General features: G+C 46.9%; 14 protein-coding genes. 8 read left to right on the top strand and 6 right to left on the bottom strand.

Going from position 1 to position 22,723, the window contains the following annotated elements; translation table 11 throughout:
- Positions 1–267 precede the first annotated feature (267 nt).
- From ITJ87_RS04465 to ITJ87_RS04455, 3 genes are all read right to left on the bottom strand, one after another.
- Positions 268–4,221: a hybrid sensor histidine kinase/response regulator transcription factor gene (locus ITJ87_RS04465; protein ID WP_117964329.1), complete on the bottom strand. Its 3,954-nt coding sequence runs from the start codon at positions 4,219–4,221 to the stop codon at positions 268–270.
- A 105-nt stretch (positions 4,222–4,326) separates the two neighbouring features.
- Complete coding sequence (locus ITJ87_RS04460) at positions 4,327–6,144, bottom strand: glycoside hydrolase family 2 protein (RefSeq protein ID WP_117964330.1); 1,818 nt, start codon at positions 6,142–6,144, stop codon at positions 4,327–4,329.
- Between the two features lie 126 nt (positions 6,145–6,270).
- Positions 6,271–6,429, bottom strand: coding sequence for a hypothetical protein (locus tag ITJ87_RS04455; RefSeq protein ID WP_158562799.1), 159 nt, complete (start codon positions 6,427–6,429; stop codon positions 6,271–6,273).
- A 294-nt stretch (positions 6,430–6,723) separates the two neighbouring features.
- Between ITJ87_RS04455 and mnmG the strand changes: the two genes are divergently transcribed.
- From mnmG to deoC, 6 genes are all read left to right on the top strand, one after another.
- Positions 6,724–8,598 carry a tRNA uridine-5-carboxymethylaminomethyl(34) synthesis enzyme MnmG gene (gene mnmG, locus ITJ87_RS04450; RefSeq protein ID WP_117964331.1) on the top strand — a complete coding sequence of 625 codons (1,875 nt, stop codon included), beginning with the start codon at positions 6,724–6,726 and terminating at the stop codon, positions 8,596–8,598.
- Between the two features lie 56 nt (positions 8,599–8,654).
- Positions 8,655–9,179: an adenine phosphoribosyltransferase gene (locus tag ITJ87_RS04445; protein ID WP_165491370.1), complete on the top strand. Its 525-nt coding sequence runs from the start codon at positions 8,655–8,657 to the stop codon at positions 9,177–9,179.
- A 104-nt stretch (positions 9,180–9,283) separates the two neighbouring features.
- Positions 9,284–11,104 carry an excinuclease ABC subunit UvrC gene (uvrC, locus tag ITJ87_RS04440; RefSeq protein ID WP_117964332.1) on the top strand — a complete coding sequence of 607 codons (1,821 nt, stop codon included), beginning with the start codon at positions 9,284–9,286 and terminating at the stop codon, positions 11,102–11,104.
- An 80-nt stretch (positions 11,105–11,184) separates the two neighbouring features.
- Positions 11,185–11,637, top strand: coding sequence for a D-aminoacyl-tRNA deacylase (gene dtd / locus ITJ87_RS04435; protein WP_117964364.1), 453 nt, complete (start codon positions 11,185–11,187; stop codon positions 11,635–11,637).
- A complete protein-coding gene (locus ITJ87_RS04430; protein WP_117964333.1) occupies positions 11,637–11,975 on the top strand; it encodes a nucleotide pyrophosphohydrolase in 339 nt (112 codons plus the stop codon). Before dtd ends, ITJ87_RS04430 begins: the two co-directional genes overlap by 1 nt.
- On the top strand, positions 11,962–12,864 hold the full coding sequence (deoC, locus tag ITJ87_RS04425) for a deoxyribose-phosphate aldolase (protein ID WP_035447524.1): 903 nt from the start codon (positions 11,962–11,964) through the stop codon (positions 12,862–12,864). Before ITJ87_RS04430 ends, deoC begins: the two co-directional genes overlap by 14 nt.
- An 85-nt stretch (positions 12,865–12,949) precedes the next feature.
- On the opposite strand, the gene ITJ87_RS04420 is transcribed toward deoC, so the two are convergent.
- Positions 12,950–13,924, bottom strand: coding sequence for a polyprenyl synthetase family protein (locus ITJ87_RS04420; protein WP_117964334.1), 975 nt, complete (start codon positions 13,922–13,924; stop codon positions 12,950–12,952).
- 87 nt (positions 13,925–14,011) lie between these two features.
- On the opposite strand from ITJ87_RS04420, the gene polA reads away from it, so the two are divergent.
- Positions 14,012–16,867: a DNA polymerase I gene (gene polA / locus ITJ87_RS04415; RefSeq protein WP_117964335.1), complete on the top strand. Its 2,856-nt coding sequence runs from the start codon at positions 14,012–14,014 to the stop codon at positions 16,865–16,867.
- 278 nt (positions 16,868–17,145) lie between these two features.
- Positions 17,146–17,538, top strand: coding sequence for a DUF3836 domain-containing protein (locus ITJ87_RS04410; RefSeq protein ID WP_005826180.1), 393 nt, complete (start codon positions 17,146–17,148; stop codon positions 17,536–17,538).
- Between the two features lie 153 nt (positions 17,539–17,691).
- On the opposite strand, the gene ITJ87_RS04405 is transcribed toward ITJ87_RS04410, so the two are convergent.
- Both ITJ87_RS04405 and ITJ87_RS04400 read right to left on the bottom strand, forming a co-directional pair.
- The gene (locus ITJ87_RS04405) at positions 17,692–19,479 is read right to left on the bottom strand and encodes a RagB/SusD family nutrient uptake outer membrane protein (protein ID WP_022401916.1); all 1,788 of its coding nucleotides are present in this window, start codon (positions 19,477–19,479) and stop codon (positions 17,692–17,694) included.
- Positions 19,480–19,535: 56 nt separating this feature from the next.
- A complete protein-coding gene (locus ITJ87_RS04400; protein WP_229135101.1) occupies positions 19,536–22,586 on the bottom strand; it encodes a TonB-dependent receptor in 3,051 nt (1,016 codons plus the stop codon).
- Positions 22,587–22,723 lie beyond the last annotated feature (137 nt).

Genomic DNA, 22,723 nt, shown 5'->3' with positions numbered 1-22,723 from the left:
AAACTAACGTCCGCTTTTAAATACACTGCAGAAAGTGATTAGTCACTTCTGCCAATCATAGAACATTGATTAGGATTTGTTACGTCATAGGCATAGGGGTCATAGTATTATAAATTGTTGGTTTTCGGATGCAAATATATCCGCATAAAGCTAAAATTAATGCAAATATCGCTTCAATCTATGCAATTATAAATCCAAAAAATGCCCCTGAGATGTCTCTCAGGGGCATTTGATTGGATTGTTATATTTAGCAAGCATTCCATGCTATCATTTCACGAAGTCTTTGGGCAGAATACCAAATTGTTTTTGGAAGCACTTGGTGAAATAGGAAGGAGTATTGAAGCCGGTCATGTAGCAAACCTCATTGATTTTGCACTCCCCTTCCTTTAAAAGCTGCGCCGCTTTCTTCAACCGCTCCAGGCGGATGTAGTCATTCGGGGTCATATCCAATATGCCCTTTATCTTCCGGTTCAGGCTCGAACGGCTCATGTTCAGCAGGCTTGCCATATCATCCAGACAGAAATCCGGATTCTGCATATTGGCAACCACCACTTCCTTCAATGTTTTAAGGAAAGATTCATCTGCCTTTGTCATTGCCATACTGCCCGTCTGCACAAAAGGAGAATTGACAAAAGAAGCCCGTAGCTTCTCACGGTTGTTCAGCAGATTGGCCACACAAACTTTCAGATATTCCACGGAGAAAGGTTTCTCTATATATACGTCAGCCCCCAGCTTCATTCCCTCTATTTTGGCTTGAAGGGTCGTCTTCGCCGTAAGCAGGATAATCGGTATATGGCTATAGTCAAGCTCGGACTTCAGATGCTCGCACAGCTCCAATCCATCCATCTCGGGCATCATAATGTCTGAAATGACAAGATTTACAGTATGTTCCTTCAACACCTTCAAAGCTTCCACCCCATTCACGGCAGTCAGCACACGATATTCCGAAGAGAGCTGTTTCACAACAAATGCCTGCATTTCCAGACTGTCTTCCACCACCAAAAGAGTATACCGGTGCTGTTCCAAGGCAGTACCTGCACCACTTTCCTCAGAGGATTCCCCGCCCGTTACCGGTTCTTTATGCTCCATAGCCACCGTCTGCTCGTGCTTCAACGGAAGTGACAGCAGGAAACAGTTGTTCTCCATCGAATCTTCCATGCACAACGTACCCTCATGGAGTTCGGCCAATGAACGGGCAAGTGCAAGCCCGATACCGGTGCCGGGCACAGAGCGCAAGGTACCGGTTTTATACTGGATGAACGGCTTGAAAATCTCCTCGCGCATCTCTACCGGAATGACAAGGCCGTCATTGCATACAGAAAGCAGCAGTCTTTCACCTTCCGAATATAGCCTGATGCGTATATAGGTCTCCGAATACTTTATCGCATTGGTCAGCAGATTGCTGATAATCTTGGTAAGCCCTTCCCTATCAACCGAAGCATACAAGCTTTCGGGAGTCTCTATACTCAATGCCAGCCCCCTTTCACGTGCCAAAGGCTTGAAACGCTTATACGTCTTTTGTAAGAGCTCAGACACGTCACATTCCACAAAATTCAATTGGAAGCCTTGCGTCTCCGTCTTCCGGAAGTCCAGCAACTGGTTCACCAAATCAAGCAGCCGGTTAGTGTTCAGTTCCATGGTCTCCAAATCATCCCTGATGTCATCCGAAACAGAACGAGAAGCCAGTACATTCTCGAGCGGACTCTTTATCAGTGTAAGCGGTGTACGTATCTCATGCGCCACATTCGTGAAGAAGTCTATCTTCGCAGCATATAACTCCCGTTCCTTTTCCCGCTCAAACTTGTCCATAGCCTGCTGATGCTTCTGCTGGGTCCGTTTTCTGAAATAGATAATTACAGCAGCCAGTGAGCATAACGCCAATACCGTATAAACAGCATACGCCCAGGTGGAGAGATAGAAAGGAGGATGAATATGGATGTCGAGCACACGTTCCGTCGCGTTCCACTTGCCATCGCTGTTGGAACCCTTTATACGCAATGTATAGCTTCCATAAGGAAGGTTTGAATAGTTGATGATGGAATTCCGTCCTACCGTATACCAGTCGCGGTCAAAGCCTTCCAGCTTACATTCAAGACCATTCATTTCGGGTGCCTGGTAACTCAGGGCCGCAACCTGGAAAGAGAAAGAATTCTGGTCGGCATCCAGCTCTATCTCATCCGCATAGGTGATGCTCTTCTCCAAAGGAGAATCCGGACTATCCACCGAAAGCCGTTTGTTGAACAGATAAAAATCTGTAATCACTACGGGAGGGAGAAAAGTGTTCTCCACAAAAGTTTCCGGGTCAAAGGCTATGAATCCGTTGATACTACCTAAATAGATGCGTCCCTTCTTGTCAATGTAACCGGACTGGAAATTAAACTGGTTGCTCAGCAGACCGTTTGCCGTGGTATAGACATGCTTGCTCTCCGTGTCGGGATTGAAGCAGACCAGACCATAATTGGAAGTAATCCATAAGTTTCCCCGCTTGTCCTCGACCATCTTGTAGATGGTATTGCTCGGAAATCCTTTCGACATGTCATAACGGGTAAAATTGTCCGTTTCCGGATTGTAGCGGCAGAAGCCCTCACCCAGCGTCATGAACCACAGACGCTTCCTGCTGTCTTCGTAGATACTGATTACCTTATTGTAGGGAAGAGAGGTCGAATCATTCTCATTAGACAGATAATTCCTCCACTGCTGGCTTCTTACATTGTAGCAGAACACTCCATTGGAAAAAGTAGCAAACCACAGATTTCCGTTGAAGTCCTCCAGAATGTTATAAGTAAACATATTCTTCAGCTGAGGAATCCGGGTAAAGTCATCTGTGGAGCGATTGTACTTCAACAGACCGGACGTGGTGCCTATCCACACGTCTCCCGTAGTGGTCCTGCAAATGGTAAAGGCGTCATTGGCGACCATGGAATTCTCACTCTCACCCTTGGCATAATGTTTCACCTGCCTGGTCCGAAGATTCACCCGGTTCAGACCACCGGAGAACGTACCTACCCACAAATCATCCCCGTCCAGGCAAAGGCCGTGGACATTCTGATAAATGGCCGGATGCTCAAAAGGCTCTATCTTTCCGTTTTCCGGATTGTAATTGAACAAGCCTTTGTCTTCGGTACCTATCCACAAGGTGCCATCATTACTTTCACAGATTTCCCGTACACGACGGCCGAAATGCCTGAGATTGTCTCTCGGATAGAACTTCTCGAAATAAGTCCACTGATAAGGGCAATAGTTCACTCCACCGAAATAAGACCCTATCCACATGCCGTTCTCCTTGTCGCAGCAGAGCGAATAAATAGCATTGTCCGATAATGCATACGAATCATCCTGGTCGGGAACGGTCAAATGGGTAATCTTGTCATTCGTCAGATTGTAAATATACAAGCCGGACTCTGCGCCCACCCACAGCTCGTCGTCAGATTTGAACTGCAAAGCCCTCACATAGGTGTTCAGCAGTTTCCGCGTCTTGCCTGTAGTCTGGTTTATCTCGGTCAGCCCGTTCAGCGAGGCGATATACACACAATTATGGGGTCCGCTGACCTGCCAATTGATAATATCATTCTTGAAAATCTCATTTCCTTCCGCGTCCTTGAAAGGCTGCAGAGGAGTTTCAAAGTCAGCTTTCGTATAGTAAAGATTATCCGCATACAAGGCCAGCCAACACGTATTCCCATTCAGCCAAAAGCGGGTTACATTGGGCAGTCCCGAATCGTGCAGATGGTTCAGCAACCTCCCTTCATCCGGTTTATAGCAGAACAACCCCTGGTTTTCTACCGATATCCAGATATTATCGTCCTCGTCACTTCCAATCATGGTGACGAAATCCCTGATGATACTGCCGTTATCACTGGCCTCATCGAAAGCGGTAAAGGAATCCAGTACCGGGTCATAAATAAAGACTCCCCCATCGGTACCAATCCAGATATTGCCCCGGCGGTCCTCGTAGAGCGCAGTTATGAAATTCTTGCCTAAACCGGAATTCTCTTTCTTGTAAATACGGAAAGACAATCCGTCATAACGGTTCAGACCGTCCTTGGTTCCGAACCACATAAAGCCTTTCCTATCCTGCAAAATCTGATACACGGTGTTCTGCGAAAGACCGTTCCGGATATCCATCGTTCTGAAATAGTAATGAACAGCATCCTGCGCACAAACCGGCAATACCGCCCATAGGCACAGACTAAGGAAAAGCTTTATAATCAATCGTTTCATAACAACATTTTTAATGTACAATTTACCATTTACAAAGTATAATTTAACTATGCAGATGACAGCGCAGCCAAATTATACTTTGTAAATGGTAAATTGTAAATGCCCCTATTTCTTAAGTGAATTGCAAATGCGTGTATTTATCTCCTTCACGCGTTTCTCATCCAGCTTTATCACCTTGCGGTCGTAAGTCATCAGACCGTTCACTTCCACCTCCACATCCGTGGTCTGTGTATAGACGGCCGCCGAGAAACCTCTTTTTATCATCTGATACAGCATATCGGCATATTTCACGTACTCATCAGTCACTTCTTTGGAAGAGTTAAACTGAACATATCCCCAGTTGCGATTCGGTTCCCAAAGATGGTCTTTCAAGACAAGGCCAATGCCGCCATACTCACCCAAAACCGTAGCGCGCTGTGCATCATACAGATACATTTCCGGTTGGGGATAGTTGTGAAGGTCGAGCATGTCACCGCAAGTATAATGGTTACCGCCGCTTGCCGGATTCACCAGGCGGGTCGGGTCATACTGTTTCGTCCATTCGGCTATCTCTACCGTCTTGAACTGCCCCCAAGCTTCGTTGAACGGTACCCATGTACCGATACACGGATAAGAGTAGAGGCAATCCATTATTTCTTTCCATTCCTTTCGATAATAAGCTTCGGATTCGGCAGAACGTTTCATTTCTGTCCCGTCGAAATAGCGACGGTTCTGCCATTCCGGATTACGGTCACCGCTCGGCATATCCTGCCATACGATGATACCCAAACGGTCACAATGTGTGTACCAACGTGCCGGTTCCACCTTGATATGCTTGCGAATCATATTGAAACCGAAATCTTTCGTCTTCTGTACATCGTACAGCAAAGCCTCGTCTGTGGGAGCTGTATACAGTCCGTCGGGCCACCAGCCCTGGTCCAGCGGTCCAAACTGGAACAAAGCTTCGTTATTCAGTTCCAGACGTACGATACCATCCGCGTCACGACGGGTGGAGTACTTACGCATGGCAGCATAGCTGTCCACCTTATCCACTACCTTTCCTCCGCTTTTCAGCGTCACTTTCAGCGTATAAAGGAAGGGGGAATCCGGACTCCACAACTTGGCATTCCGGGGCATGGACACCTCCACCGGCTCTGCATTGATACTTTTGCCGGTAGCTACCAGTTGATTGCCGTCATACACATTCACTTCCACAAAGTCGGAAGGGCATGCACTATTCAATTCAGCCCTCACTGTCAACAGATTACGGTCAATATCGGGAGTGATACGGAGATTCTCGATATGTTTTCCGGCAACCGGCTCCATCCATACCGTCTGCCAGATACCGCTTACGGGAGTGTACCAGATACCTTCCGGATTGCTGACCTGCTTTCCACGGGGTTGAGGTCCTTTATCCGTTGGGTCCCAAACCTTTACGACCAACTGATTGTTGCCTTTGCCAGAAAGGGCGGCAGTAATATCGAAGGAGAACGGAGTAAATCCCCCCGTATGGCTGCCTACTTTCACATCATTCACCCATACATCCGTTTTCCAGTCGACAGCACCAAAGTGCAACAGCACTTGTTTTCCCTTCCAGGCAGAAGGAATTTCAAAACTGCGCTGGTAGACCAGTTCCTGGTTTTCATTGATTCTTTTTCCAACTCCGGACAAGGAGGATTCAATAGCAAAGGGAACAAGTATCTGCCCTTCGAACTCTGCCGGAAGATGCTCACCTTTATTTATAACGGCATAATTCCACAGTCCGTTCAAGTTCTTCCAGTCACTCCGTTCCATGATGGGACGAGGATATTCGGGCAACACATTCGCGGGATTAATCTGGGATGCCCAGTCCGTTTTGATTTTATCACCTGCCGGCTTCCATTGCGCCGAGCTTCCGATTGCAAACAACGTCAAGAATGACGATATGAGGAAAAGTCTTCTCATAGTATTATAACTTTTTTATTGATTTCTACGAAAGCAAAGATAAGCCGATTCAGAAAAAAAGAATAGAAATTTCGAGCCAATAAATAGTATTTTTGTGAAATATCAAGGTATTATCGTCTCATTTTATCAAAGGAATCCATCAAAGGCATCTTTCTGACAGTTTTGCCAACCTGCTGACAGAAATACCGTACTCAGTACATTCAAGATTGTAAAGTTACCTTCGATATCGGTCACTGCCCCCATAACCAGACAGACAATGATTAACAAGAAGAATTTCTTTCTCATGCTTCTCTTCCTTAAAATTAATCAATCAAAACGCTTTTTAATATTCAATCACTGCAAAGATATGTCTCTTTTTCAAAAAGAAAAGTAATCACACTAAAAAGTTTTATTTTGATTACATTACAGACCAAATACAAGCAATATGTCTCCAGTTAAAGAAATCCAGAAAATAAGTATGATACCGAATGCGGAAATATAAGCAATGCCAAAGAAGATATATCCGGATTTTAAGATATGACACGTCCCGGCATACAACTTTTTTCGTAACTTTGCACAGTTTTAAAATACACTGAACGAATGGAGTTTAAGTATGACGTTATTGTAATAGGTGCCGGACACGCAGGATGCGAGGCCGCTGCCGCTGCCGCAAACCTGGGCTCGAAGACTTGTCTTATCACAATGGATATGAACAAAATCGGACAGATGAGTTGTAACCCGGCAGTGGGAGGCATCGCCAAAGGACAGATAGTACGCGAAATAGACGCCTTGGGAGGATATATGGGATTGGTGACAGACCAGACAGCCATACAGTTCCGTATACTGAACCGTTCCAAAGGTCCCGCTATGTGGAGCCCACGCGCACAGTGCGATCGCAACAAATTCATCTGGGCATGGAGAGAAATCCTGGAAAATATCCCCAACCTGCATATCTGGCAAGATACCGTGCAGGAAATCCTCGTTGAAAACGGTGAGATTACAGGAGTAGTAACACTATGGGGAGTAACGTTCCATGCCAAATGTGTAGTACTCACCGCAGGAACTTTCCTCAACGGACTGATGCACGTGGGACGTACCATGCTTCCGGGTGGACGTATGGCAGAACCTGCATCCTACCAATTAACCGAGTCCATCGCCAAACATGGCATCACATTCGGACGCATGAAGACGGGAACCCCCGTACGCATAGACGGACGCAGCGTGCATTATGAGGATATGGAAATTCAAGACGGAGAATGTGACTTCCACAAGTTCTCGTTCATGGATACTCATGTACGCCATTTGAAACAGCTCCCTTGCTGGACTTGTTTCACCAATGAAGAGGTACACCGGATTCTGCAGGAAGGTCTGCCAGATTCTCCCCTTTTCAACGGACAAATCCAAAGTATTGGCCCACGTTATTGCCCCAGTATAGAGACCAAGATTGTAACTTTCCCCGACAAGCCGCAGCACCAGCTTTTCCTGGAGCCCGAAGGGGAAACAACCCAGGAGCTCTACTTGAATGGATTCTCTTCTTCATTGCCCATGAACATCCAGATTACAGCATTGAAAAAGATACCGGCATTCAGAGATTTGGTCATCTACCGCCCGGGCTATGCCATCGAATACGACTTCTTTGACCCCACCCAACTGAAACATACGCTGGAAACGAAGAATATAAAGAATCTGTTCTTTGCCGGACAAGTAAACGGAACAACCGGTTACGAGGAAGCTGCCGGACAAGGAATCATGGCAGGCATCAACGCCCACATCAATTGCCACGGCGGAGAACCATTCACCCTTGCAAGAGATGAAGCATATATCGGCGTTTTAATCGATGACTTGGTAACAAAAGGTGTGGACGAGCCTTACCGTATGTTTACTTCCCGTGCCGAATATCGCATCCTGCTCCGTATGGATGATGCGGACATGCGACTCACGGAAAAAGCCTGGAAGCTAGGACTCGCCAAGGAAGAGCGGTACAAGCTGCTGACAGAAAAACGTGAAGCCGTGAACCGGATTATAGACTTCACGCGGAATTACTCGATGAAACCGGCATTAATCAATCCGGTATTGGAGCAGCTCGGCACTACTCCACTGCGCCAAGGATGCAAATTGATAGATTTGATAAACCGACCGCAAGTAACAATTGAGAACATTGCCGAACATGTCAGCGCCTTTAAACGAGAACTGGATAAAATATCCGATAGAAAAGAAGAAATTGTAGAAGCTGCAGAAATACTCATCAAATACGAAGGATACATCGGACGCGAACGGATTATTGCGGATAAGTTGGCAAGATTGGAAAGCATCAAGATAAAAGGAAAGTTTGACTATAATTCCATCCAATCCCTTTCCACCGAAGCCAGACAGAAGCTGGTAAAGATAGATCCGGAAACAATAGCCCAAGCGAGTCGGATTCCGGGAGTATCTCCGAGCGACATCAACGTACTACTGGTACTTTGCGGACGATAGAGCGCAAAGTTCCACGTGAAACAAAGAATTCAACAAACCTATTAAATAAACTGATTATGAGCAAAGAAACGCTTGCTAAAAGCATTCGGGAAATACCCAACTTCCCCATTCCGGGAATTCTATTCTACGATGTAACTACCTTGTTCAAGGAACCTGCCGCCTTGCAGGAGCTCTCGGACACACTGTACGAGATGTATAAGGACAAAGGAATAACCAAAGTAGTAGGTATAGAATCAAGAGGTTTCATTATGGGCCCCATTCTCGCCACCAGACTGGGAGCAGGCTTCGTCCCTATCCGCAAGCCGGGAAAACTTCCTGCAGAAACCATTGAAGAAAGCTATGATAAAGAATATGGCAAAGATACCGTACAGATGCACAAGGATGCCATTAATGAAGACGATGTAGTTTTGCTGCACGACGACTTACTGGCAACCGGTGGAACAATGGAAGCTGCCTGCAAATTGGTGAAGCAGATGAGCCCCAAGAAAGTGTATGTAAACTTCATCATCGAGCTGAAAGAGCTTCATGGCAAGGATGTGTTTGGGGATGATGTAGAAGTGGAATCGGTGCTATCGCTATAAATTTGTCAAACGAAACGACACAGAGGCACAGAGTACTCTTACCTGAGAGTTGATGTTATCCATCATTTTACTCCTCTTATCCTCCACCTTTTCATCATACCATTATGGAAGAACTCAGAACTAACGACTACCTCAAAGGGATTGTATCCAACCTTCCCGAAAGTCCTGGTATTTACCAATATCTGAATACCGAAGGGACCATTATATATGTAGGAAAGGCAAAGAATCTGAAGCGAAGAGTGTCTTCCTACTTCAACCGGGAGCACGAACCGGGAAAGACGAGAGTGTTGGTCAGCAAGATTGCAGATATCCGATATATCGTGGTGAATACGGAAGAAGACGCGCTATTGTTGGAAAACAATCTTATCAAGAAATACAAGCCACGCTACAACGTACTGTTGAAAGACGACAAAACATATCCTAGCATCTGCGTGCAGAACGAATACTTTCCACGCGTATTCAGAACCCGGAAGATAATCCGTAACGGTTCCTCCTATTATGGCCCTTACAGCCATATACCTTCCATGTACGCATTACTCGACCTCATCAAGCATCTGTACCCCTTACGTACATGCCACCTGAACCTCTCTCCAGAGAACATACGTGCCGGAAAGTTCAATGTTTGCCTGGAATATCACATCAAGAACTGTGCAGGGCCTTGCATCGGCAAGCAAAGTCAGGAAGATTACCTGAAAAACATCGCTGAAATCAAGGAAATCCTCAAAGGGAATACCCAAGAGATAGAAAGGATGCTCTTCCAACAAATGCAGGAGTTGGCAGCCGAAATGAAGTTTGAAGAAGCACAGAAGATAAAGGAAAAATACCTGCTGCTGGAAAACTACCGGGCAAAATCGGAAGTGGTAAGCAACGTGCTGCACAATATCGACGTATTCTCCATTGAAGAAGACAGCGATGAAAAGTCCGCTTTCGTCAACTACCTACACATTACGAACGGCGCCATCAACCAGGCTTTCACCTTCGAGTACAAAAAGCGGCTGAACGAAACCAAGGAAGAGCTGCTCTCCCTCGGCATCATCGAAATGCGGGAAAGATACAAAAGCCTTTCACGTGAAATCATCGTACCTTTTGAGCTAGATATGAAGCTGAAAGATGTCGTTTTCACCATCCCGCAACGGGGAGACAAAAAGAAGCTGCTGGAACTCTCCATCCTCAACGTGAAGCAGTACAAAGCCGACCGCCTGAAACAAGCCGAAAAGCTGAATCCGGAGCAACGGACTGTGCGCCTGCTGAAAGAGATACAACAAGAGCTGCACCTGGATCGCCTGCCCATGCAGATAGAATGTTTCGATAACTCCAACATCCAAGGTTCCGACCCCGTGGCCGGGTGCGTAGTCTTCGTCAAGGGGAAACCTTCCAAGAAGGATTACCGCAAGTACAATATCAAGACCGTAGAGGGACCGGATGACTATGCCTCCATGAAAGAAGTCGTAAAACGGCGCTATCAGCGCGCCATGGAAGAGAAAACTCCCCTGCCCGATCTTCTTATCACCGACGGTGGAAAAGGGCAAATGAGCGCCGTAAAAGAGGTGATAGACGAACTTGGCCTGAACATCCCCATCGCCGGGCTTGCCAAGGATGGCAAACACCGCACTTCCGAACTGCTGTACGGTTTCCCTCCCCAGACCATCGGATTGAAACAGAACACCCCCCTCTTCCGGTTGCTGACACAGATTCAGGATGAAGTGCACCGCTTCGCCATCACCTTCCACCGCGACAAACGCAGCAAACGGCAGATTGCCTCCGCACTGGACGAGATAAAAGGCATCGGTGAAAAGACGAAAAGCGCATTGCTCAAGGAGTTCAAAAGCGTGAAGCGTATCCGCGAAGCATCTGCCAAGGAGCTTGCCACCGTGGTGGGAGAAGCGAAAGCCAAAATCATCCAGACCTATTTTTCAGAGAAATAATGACTGATAAATCAGCCTGCAAAACCATGCACACAACGAATTAATTCGTAACTTTGTTCCCTCAAAAAGACAAGAATAACATGAGAGTAGTGATACAACGTGCCGGATACGCTTCCGTCACCATCAACGGAACCTGCAAAGCCTCCATTGGAAAAGGCCTCATGATACTCGTAGGCATCGAAGAATCCGATGGAAAAGAAGATATTGACTGGCTTTGCAAGAAGATAGTCAACCTGCGCATTTTCGATGACGAAAACGGCGTAATGAACAAATCCATTCTTGAAGCAGACGGCGAGATACTGGTTATCAGCCAGTTCACCCTCCACGCCTCCACCAAGAAAGGCAACCGTCCCTCCTACATACGGGCAGCACGGCCGGAAATATCCGTCCCGCTGTACGAACAATTCTGCCGGGAACTGAGTTTAGCATTAGGTAAAGAAATAGGTACCGGCGAATTTGGTGCCGATATGAAAGTAGAACTGATGAACGATGGTCCCGTGACCATCTGTATAGATACAAAAAACAAGGAATAATGACGTTAGAAGAAGCACAGAAACAAGTGGATTCCTGGATAAAGGAATACGGAGTGCGCTATTTCAGCGAACTCACCAATATGGCGATACTGACCGAAGAAGTGGGCGAACTCGCCCGCGTCATGGCACGCAAGTATGGCGACCAATCCTTCAAGAAAGGAGAAAAAGACAATCTCGACGATGAGATGGCAGATGTTCTTTGGGTACTTCTCTGCCTTGCGAACCAGACCGGAGTGAACCTGACAGACGCCTTCTGCCGCAACCTTGAGAAGAAAACCAGACGTGACCAGACAAGACATATCAATAACCCTAAATTGAAAGACCATGGAGAAGAATGAGCCTACCCAGAGTAAGTATGACGCCGCCCTGGCAAAGTACAACACCCAACTGGATGATGCGGAAATAGCTGCACAAGCTGCCAGAATCATTGCAGAAAAAGTGCCGGCAAACAACACGCCGGAGGTAAAGAAATTCCTTTTCAACTGCATTGACCTCACCACACTGAACAGTACGGACAGCGACGAAAGCGTCATGAAATTCACCCAGAAAGTGAATAAATTCGACGAAGAGTTCCCCGACCTGAAGAATGTGGCAGCCATCTGTGTATACCCCAATTTTGCAGAAGTCGTAAAAGACACGCTGGAAGTGGAAGATGTAAAAATAGCTTGTGTATCAGCAGGTTTCCCCTCCTCCCAGACTTTCATTGAAGTGAAAGTGGCAGAAACTGCCATGGCACTGATGGAAGGCGCCGATGAAATAGACATCGTTATTTCGGTGGGCAAGTTCCTGGCGGGAGACTATGAAGGCATGTGCGAGGAGATACAAGAACTCAAAGCAACCTGCAAAGAGCACCACATGAAGGTAATCCTCGAAACCGGAGCCTTGAAGACGGCTTCGAACATCAAAAAAGCATCCATCCTTTCCATGTATTCGGGTGCCGATTTCATCAAGACTTCCACCGGCAAGCAGCAGCCTGCCGCCACGCCGGAGGCCGCCCTGGTTATGTGCCAGGCCATCAAGGAATATCACGAGCTGACGGGTATCAAGGTAGGCTTTAAGCCCGCAGGAGGAATCAACTGCGTGAACGATGCACTGATTTATTACACCATCGTCAAGGAAGTGCTCGGCGAAGAATGGCTGAACAACGAGCTGTTCCGTCTGGGAACCAGTCGTCTTGCCAACCTGCTGCTTTCGGAAATCAAGGGTGAAGAGATGAAATTCTTCTAAGAGAAAGCTGTATTTACCTATAAATAAAGCCTGATGGAGTGGGTTCCATCAGGCTTTCTCATATTATCCACCGGAAACAGTTCCGTCATTTTTCCCGTTCTACCACATAATCCAGATACCCAGCTAGCGCTGCTTTTACCTCCGTATCGGGCAAAGAAGCCAGCAAAGAAAGAGCCCTTTCCTTATAGTCATACATCACTTGCGAAGCATACTCTATACCACCATTCTGCTTGGTAAATTCGATTAAATGGGCTATTTCGCCAGGCGTTGCCTCCCCATTCTTTATCTTTACGGCAATTTCTTCCGCTGTTTTATCCTTCACGGTATTGAGCACATGAAGCGCAGGCAGAGTCAACTTCCCCTCCACCATATCATTTCCGGTAGGTTTGCCTATTTCCTTGCTCTCGGAGTAATCGAAAATATCATCCTTTATCTGAAAACAAAGCCCGATATATTCACCGAACAGACGCGCAGATTCCGCCTTTTCATCGCTGGCTCCCACCGAGAGAGCGCCCGCCTTCGTACAAGCTGCAAAGAGCACGGCCGTCTTCTTGCGGATAACGTCGAAATAGACTTCCTCGGAGAAATGGAGATTGCTGACGTTGGAAAGCTGCAGAAGTTCACCATCTGCCAAATCCTGCCCCAGGCAGGAGACGATGTCGATAATGTCATGGTTACGGGTCATGCCCACTTGCACCAACGCTGTTGCAAGCAGATAATCGCCTGCCAGCACGGCTACCTTATTATTGAAAATGGCATTAACGGAGAGTTGTCCACGGCGTTCAGTACTTTCATCCACTACATCATCGTGTACAAGGCTTGCATTATGGAGAAGTTCCAGTGCAACCGCAGCATGCAGGGTTGCAGGACATACTTTACCGAAAAGCTTCGCAGCCAGAAGCACCAGAATGGGGCGCATCATCTTCCCGTTCTTCTGCCGGATATGCGCAATCACGCTGTTCAGCAAAAGGTTGGAACTGGAAAGGGTACTTTCAAAAAGTTTCTTGAAGTCCTCCAGTTCCTCAGAAATCGGAGATTTTATCAATGATGAGTTGTCCATGCATCGCTATTTGCCTACAAAAATAGTAATAAAACGGTTAATACGGTATTTTTTTGTACTTTTACCATGAAAAAAAGGATTAAATGTATGAATTCAATCGATAAACTGTTTTTGCTCGATGCCTACGCACTGATATATCGGGCCTATTACGCGTTCATCAAGAACCCGAGAACCAACTCAAAAGGATTCAACACCTCGGCCATTCTGGGCTTTGTAAACACCCTGGAAGAAGTGCTTAAAAAAGAGAATCCCACACACATAGGAGTAGCCTTCGACCCGTCAGGCCCTACCTTCCGCCACGAGGCCTACGAGCAATACAAGGCACAGCGCGAGGAGACACCCGAGACCATCCGCCTTTCCGTACCTATTATAAAGGATATCATCCGCGCCTACCGCATCCCCATCCTTGAGGTGGCCGGCTATGAAGCGGACGACGTGATAGGCACGCTTGCCACCGAAGCAGGGCGGCAGGGCATCACCACCTATATGATGACACCCGACAAGGACTACGGCCAGCTGGTATCGGACCGCATCTTTATGTACCGCCCCAAGCACACCGGCGGATTCGAAGTGATGGGTACCGAAGAAGTAAAAGCCAAATTCAACATACAAACCACCGAGCAAGTCATCGACATGCTGGGACTGATGGGCGATGCTTCCGACAACATCCCCGGCTGTCCGGGTGTGGGCGAGAAAACCGCACAGAAGCTGATTGCCGAATTCGGCAGCATCGAGAACCTGCTGGAACACACCGACCAACTGAAAGGCGCACTGAAAACGAAGGTGGAGACAAACCGGGAGATGATTACCTTCTCCAAATTCCTTGCTACCATCAAAACAGATGTCCCCATCCGGCTCGATATGAATTCGCTCGTCCGGGAAGAACCGAACGAAGAAGAACTCCGCAAGATTTTCGAAGAGTTGGAATTCCGCACACTCATCGACCGGATACTCAAAAAAGGAAACGGCAACTCTTCCTCCCCCACCCCAACCTCTCCGACACCCGACCTCTTTGCCGGCACTCTGTTTGCCCAGCCGCAAACCTCCAATCCCGAAAACAGCGCCCCCGTTCAAGGCGATTTGTTTGCAAATTTTGCGGGCGAGGGGACGGGAGCTTCTGAAAATTCAAATCTGAAGCGGTTAGAAATGCTCGATGTAGACTATCAACTCATTGATACAGAAGAGAAAAGAAAGGAAATTATTCAAAAGTTGCTTACAAGCGAAATTCTCTCAATAGATACAGAGACTACCGGAACCGAGCCAATGGATGCCGAACTCGTGGGAATGAGCTTCAGTGACGCCGAAAATCGGGCATACTACGTACCCGTACCTGCTGAACGAGAGGAAGCCTTAAAAATTGTAAACGAGTTCCGCCCCCTCTTCGAAAACGAGAAATCCATGAAGGTGGGACAAAATATCAAGTACGATATGATTATCCTCCAGAATTACGGAGTCCGGGTGAAAGGCAAGCTTTTCGACACCATGCTCGCCCATTACGTGCTTCAACCCGAACTGCGACACAACATGGACTATCTGGCGGAAATCTACCTGCACTACCAGACCATCCACATCGATGAGCTGATTGGAGCGCGAGGCAAAAACCAAAAGAACATGCGCGACCTTCCACCCGAAGATGTCTACCGTTATGCCTGCGAGGATGCGGACGTCACCCTCAAACTGAAAAACGTGCTGGAAAAGGAACTGAAGGAGCAAGGTGCCGAACATCTGTTCTACGAAATAGAGATGCCGCTCGTCCCCGTACTTGTCAATATAGAGAGCAACGGAGTGCTGCTCGATACGGAAGCATTGAAGCAGTCGTCCCAGCACTTCACTGTCCGCCTGCAGGAGATTGAAAAGGAAATCTACGAGATGGCTGGCGAGACATTCAATATCAGCTCCGCCAAGCAGGTAGGCGAAGTGCTGTTCGACAAGCTGAAAATCGTGGAGAAAGCGAAAAAGACCAAGACCGGACAATACGTCACCTCCGAAGAGGTGCTGCAAAGCTACCGCAGCAAGCACGACATCATCGGGAAGATACTGGAATACCGCGGACTGAAGAAACTGCTGAGCACCTATATAGATGCCCTGCCCCAGCTCATCAACCCACGTACGGACCGCATACACACCTCCTTCAACCAGGCGGTAACCGCTACCGGACGCCTCAGCTCCAGCAATCCCAACCTGCAGAACATCCCCATCCGCGACGAAGACGGAAAGGAAATCCGCAAGGCGTTCATCCCCGACACCGGCTGCGAGTTCTTCTCTGCCGACTACTCGCAGATAGAGCTGCGCATCATGGCACACCTCAGCGAAGATAAGAACATGATAGACGCCTTCCTCAGCGGACACGACATCCACGCCGCCACCGCTGCCAAGATATATAAGATAGATATAAACGACGTAACCGCCGACATGCGCCGCAAGGCAAAAACGGCAAACTTCGGCATCATCTACGGCATCTCCGTCTTCGGGCTTGCCGAACGCATGGGCGTTTCCCGCCAGGAAGCCAAAGAGCTGATAGACGGCTACTTTGAAACCTACCCACAAGTGAAGGAGTATATGGACAAAAGCATCCAAGTGGCACGCGAGAACGGCTATGTGGAAACCATCTTCCACCGCAAGCGCTTCCTGCCAGACATCAACTCAAGAAACGGGGTGGTACGGGGCTATGCCGAACGGAATGCCATCAACGCTCCCATCCAGGGAAGTGCCGCCGACATCATAAAAGTAGCCATGGCACACATCTATCAGCGCTTCCAAGCTTACAATCTGAAAGCAAAGATGATTTTACAGGTCCATGACGAACTAAATTTCAGCGTTCCAGAGGCAGAAAAAGAGCTTGTACAGAAAATCGTAATCGAAGAGATGGAGCAGGCATATCGCATGCACGTACCCCTGAAAGCCGATTGTGGGTGGGGAAACAACTGGTTGCAGGCACACTAAACAGCCCAATAACTTTATTTAACTTACAATCAGAAAGCAACAGAAGCAATCCTTTCCAAATACAGTTTGCTCATCAGAATATCCGGCAACCTCGCTGCCGGATATTTTTTATTCACCAATCTTGCCAAAAGGAAAGCATACCGAAACCCTCACTACTGACATATTGATAAAATTTAATCCGATATTTATATTTATGTCAATTTAATACGTACCTTTGCAGCGAAATCAATGACATATTGATAGAAAATAGAAAGTTAAACTAAAAAAGACATAAAACCATGAAAGCAAAAGTATCTTTAAAAACAGTGATTGTTTCAGCACTTCTCTTAGTTTGCGGATTAAATGCCTCAGCCGACAATAAGAGCAACCTCATTTACAATTCGGAAGAAGTAAATGGCATGAAGGTGGCAGAGACCGTATACAAGATGGACGGAAACACGCTTGCCAACTATATGAAGTACAATTATAAGTACGACGACCAGAACCGCATGACGGAAAGCGAAGCCCTGAAATGGAACAGCACCAAGAATACATGGGGCAAGGACATGTGCATCCGCTATGCATACCAAGGCAAGACGATGACTACCACATACTACAAATGGAACAACAAGAAAGGCGAATACATACTGGTTCCCGAGATGACAGTAATCATGGACAACCCTAACATGTAATTGACAAACTCTCTCTTAAAGTAAGAAATCTTATTCCTAACAACAATAACCGAAACCTTTCATAAAAGAGCCGGAATGATTCGCACATTCCGGCTCTTTTATTATATCTTGAAAAACAAATCCTTTCCGTCAGATACCAATAACCTTACACGATTAGTATCCTGGATTGTTTTCTATAATGGCACTGTTTGTATCAATCTCACTTTGGGGAAGCGGCCAAAGTTCATCCTTTCCTTTGATATACTTCATCGTGTTATACACACGGAGATTCAGTGCTTTCCCATCCCAAGAACTACCTTCTGAATATGCCGGATGCCAGTTGTCATCAAATGAAGGCTTGGCATTGGACATAAGCCCTTTTTGATTGGGAGCATAAATCTTACCTGTCATCACTGTAGAAGCCATACCCCAACGACGGAGATCAAACCAACGAAAACCTTCATTACAAAGTTCAACAGTACGTTCGTAACGTAATGCCTTTCGGAGTCCGCTCTGCGAAGTAACTACCACATCGGGCATTCCTACACGATTACGAATTATATTGATGTCCGTTCGTGCTAACTCCAGATTGCCATCAGCCATTTCAATATTGGCTTCTGCCTCTATTAGATAAACCTCTGCTAAACGCATCAAGCCGCAATTAAGATCACTGGTTTCATGGTTGGAGATTGCAGCTCTTTCCAACTCGGCTATATCCAAATATTTCCTCCAGAGATATCCAGCAGGACCTTTAGTGCCATTGGCACCGTATACGCCCTTGGTTCCCTGTGACTCCATGTTTGTCACGTCCTTGCCCGTGCTATAGTCGTGAATCTTTTTACTGGTAGTGGAAGTCTGGAATTCTAGATTGAATATGCGTGAACCAGGTCGCAAACAGAAAAGATCCAGACGAGGGTCCCGGTTTTGCCAAGGGTTCTGCCAGTCATACAGAGAAGATTCCGTAATCGATTTGCCATCCTTGCATTGAAACATATCAACAAATGTTTGTGTAGGACCAAAATAGGCGCATCCTCCCAGTGTACGTGGAGCCATGTAATATGCCTCCTTGGTTTTATTACTGGATATTACCGCATCATACTGCACGGACCAGAGCCACTCATTGCTTGCCTCACCGTCATAACCAAACAGAGCCGTCTGACCGGTTGGCTCTCCTGCCTCATGACTTTCTCCACAATACTGTGTATTGATGGATTCCAATTCAAAGCCTGCCTCCTTAGCCAAATTCAAGGCTTGTTTGGCCGAACTGGCAGCCAAGTCATACTTTTTCCAATTCAAGGCAATACGGGCACGTAACGCATACGCTGCTACCCGTCCGATGCGTGCACTGCCATAGCTTTCTGCTTTATGGCGGAGTGGAAGGTTAGCCAAACACTCGTCGCTAAGATCCGAAAGCAGATTCTCTACAATGGTCTCTCTCGGTGTACGTGGGGTCTGGCTGTCATTTATACCCGCTGTGTGGACCACATACGGCAAGTCTCCATAGTGCTGGCAAGCTTGATCATAACAGAATGCCCGTATGCACAGCAGCTCTGCCCGTATACTCTCTATATCCGTATCAGAGGCTGTGCCACGCAGATTATCCAGCGCATCGAGAAGCTGGTTGATACGTGCCACGGTCTTATACACGCAATTATAAAGCTTGTTTGCCACCGCGTTTTCAGCAGAAGCTCCGGAGGTGATTAATTCCGTATACATAGCCGTGTTGACACGTGTAGCACCAATATCGGTAATATTGTCTGTCACCTTCCACCAGGTGGTGGTGCTGGCACTATAAGCTGTCAGAGATGAGTAAACAGCGTTCAAACCGAAATTCGCCTCTTCCATACTCGAAGGATAAGAGGCAGAAGACGGTGAAGTGAGTGGTTCAAGGTCGAGTGAACAAGCACCGAGACCTAATAGAGACAGCGAAAGGAGTGCTGTATAAATATTGTTTCGTTTCATATCATTTTTTCTTTTTATGTCTTCTTGAATACAGACGGTTTCCCTATTCCGGCTAATCAGAATTTGATGTCAACGCCAAAAGTGAAGGCTTTCGTCTGGGGATAATTGTTTGCCGCACCCAGAGATACCCCATCTGTTGCTGATGCGTTATAGTTGACTTCGGGGTCATAGCCATCCCAAAAGTCAGTAAAAGTCAAGAGATTCTCAGCATTGGCATAAATGTAGGCAGACTTCAGTCCGATGGCTTTCATCCATTTGGAGGGCAGGTCGTAACCCAGCTGCAGGTTCTTCAGACGCAGGTAAGCGGCACTCTTCATCCAGAAGGATGATGTATAGGTGTTGTTACTGCTCTTATAAGAGAGGCGAGGCGTGGATGCATCATGATTCTGCTCCGTCCAATAGTCAAGGTGTTCCTTGCGGTAGGTTCCTCCCTGATAGCAAGGCATCACATAGTAGGAATTGAGATAACCGTCGGCCTTGCCAACTCCTTGCAAGAAAGCCGAAAGACGAATTCCTTTGTATCCCACTCCTAAATTAAAGCTATAACTATAGCGTGGAACTGTACTTCCGATAATCGTCTTGTCATCTGTAGTAATTTTGTTGTCTCCGCTGACATTCCGGTATTTCAGGTCACCGGGATATACGGTTGTACCGAATTGGGGACAGTTGGCATTGATTTCGTCCGCTTCTTCTTGTGAATTGATGAAACCGTCGCATATCAATCCGTAAATGGAGTTAATGGAAGACCCCTCTTGGTTACGAATATCACCGCTTGTGCTGCTTGTGCCCCGCATGTCGGTGATGGTGTTTTTCACGTCGCTCAGCGTAAGGGCGGCATCCAGCGAAAAGTCCCTCGTCAGCTTCTTGCTGTAGCCTACGCTTAGCTCCCATCCCTGGTTTCTTACCTTGCCGGCATTCTGGAAGGGAGCACCCATACCAATGTGGTTGGGGATGTCCAGCTTCATCAGGATACCATCCGTTATCTTCCTATACCAGTCGGCAGTGATGTTGATACAGCCGAACAGTGAAAGATCTATGCCTAAGTCAGTCATGGTAGAAGTCTCCCATGTAAGGTCCCTATTGGAGAGCGAGGTAACAGCAGAGGTCGTGTAAAGATTACCTCCCATAGATATAGAGCCCGTAGAGAGTTGCTGAGTAGTGGGATAATAGGAACTTCCGATATTCTGGTTGCCCAGTTTGCCCCAAGAGGCACGTAATTTCAGATTATCCACTCTATCGCGTATAGATTCCATAAAGGGTTCCTCGCTGATGCGCCATGCTGCAGAGAATGAAGGGAACACGCCATATCGGTTACCCTCTGCAAATCTGGAAGAACCGTCGGTACGGATATTGGCCTCCACAAGGTAGCGTTCCTTGTAGTTGTAATTCAAGCGGCCAAAGAAGGAGTTGATGGCCCATTGGTACTCCCCTCCTCCATTGTTCATGTTCTCAATGTTACCGGCATCAATTTGGTCATATTGAGGGAAGTTGAATACTTGACGATAGGCAGAAAGAGTCTTTTCTGTATAGGTCTGACACTCCATACCTGCCATTACTTTGAAGTAGTGGTCATCCAGCTGTTTCTCATAGTTGGTCAGTGCCTGTGTGTTCCAGTAGAAGTAACGGTAGGCCGATTCTGTAAGCGAGTTGTAGGTTTCGCCGCTCTTGAAGCTGGTAGTACCTTCCGGGTCACCATACGTGGTGACAGAATTCTTATAGTTATGGTTATTCTTGGTGATATAACGTGGAGTGGCTTGAACTGACACATTCCATCCATCGAGAATCTTATAGGTCAGAGCCATCGCCATGGTAGCACGGATAACATTGTTTTTCACAATACCGCCTTCACGCAACAACAGCACGGGGTTATTGCCCATCAGACCATTTGCCCCATTATAAAGACCAGTAGTAAATTGATTGACAATGTTCGGGGTTCGGGTGTTCATATAATTGAAGGCATGTCCTTCGTAGGGAGAACTATTTTTATTGGCATTGTTTACTTGTATGTCAAACTTCATGTCCAGACGGTCGCTAAGCTTGATGTCCATATTGTTGCGTACAGAGATTTTACGGTAAGAGGAATTGACCACTATACCCGTCTGGTCCAGATACCCTATAGAAGTAAGTGTCTTGATACGTTCTGATGAAGAAGTCAGAGTAAGCGTATGCCCATGGTTGAATCCGTTTTCTGTAAGAATCAAGTCCTGCCAGTCTGTATTAGGATAGATGTCCGGGTCAGTAGCCATGCCAGCCACATATTCCCTTATATATTCATCACTATAGGGCAGGTCGGATCCGTCGTTACCTGCTGCCACATTTTCCAATTGCATATATTCCAATGCATCCACTTTTTGAGGAAGCATCGTTGCGCCTTGGAATCCAAAATATCCTTTATAGGATATGCTGAACTTGTCTTGACTGCCACCCCGTTTGGTAGTCACCAGAATGACACCATTGGCAGCACGTGAACCATAGATGGATGCAGATGCAGCATCTTTCAAGACGGACACTGACTCGATGATGTTAGGATCCACTTCATCTATGGTTCCTTCTACGCCATCGACCAACACCAACGGGGCGGCACTATCACCACCGAAGGTTCCGATACCACGTATACGTATATGACCGCCATTGCCGCCTGGCTCACCGCTCTGTGTAGTGACAGTTACACCTGCAGCCATGCCTTGCAGAGCCGAAGATACGTTTGATACTCGACGGCTTGCAAGCTTCTCGCTGTTAAGCGAAGAAACCGAGCCTGACAGATTAACCTTCTTGTTAGTGCTATAACCTACCACTACCACGTCGTTAAGCAATTGTGAGTCTTCATCCAGTACCACATGAATGAAGTTCTCCCCTGCAGTCTTCAGCTTGAGGGTACGGAAGCCGATGTAGGATACGATGAGTTCCGCGTCTTCGATGGTTTCAAAATTGAAGTTGCCGTCCACATCGGTAATGGTTTTCTCGGGAGAATGGGTCACTTGAATTGTAGCACCGGGAAGTGGATTATTGAACCGGTCCACCACTTTACCTTTGACGGGTTTCAGTGAAGCTGCGACTACATTCAACGAAACAAGCAGCCCACAGACACACACAAAGGATTTAATCATTCTTGTTTTCATTAGTTTCTATGATGATTTTAATTTCGGCTGCAAAAGAATGGATGCTGTATTACAGACTTGTGTCACTTCTGTGATTTTGATATGACACCGGATGAGAGCCCGACATATGTAACTTGAACGTAACC

Origin of the sequence: Bacteroides sp. HF-162, from assembly GCF_015679285.1 — a bacterium.
In the GTDB taxonomy this organism is placed as follows: Bacteria; Bacteroidota; Bacteroidia; order Bacteroidales; family Bacteroidaceae; genus Bacteroides; species Bacteroides uniformis.
Note: the sequence above shows the minus strand (reverse complement) of the source record. Positions and strands in the feature narration are given on the sequence as shown.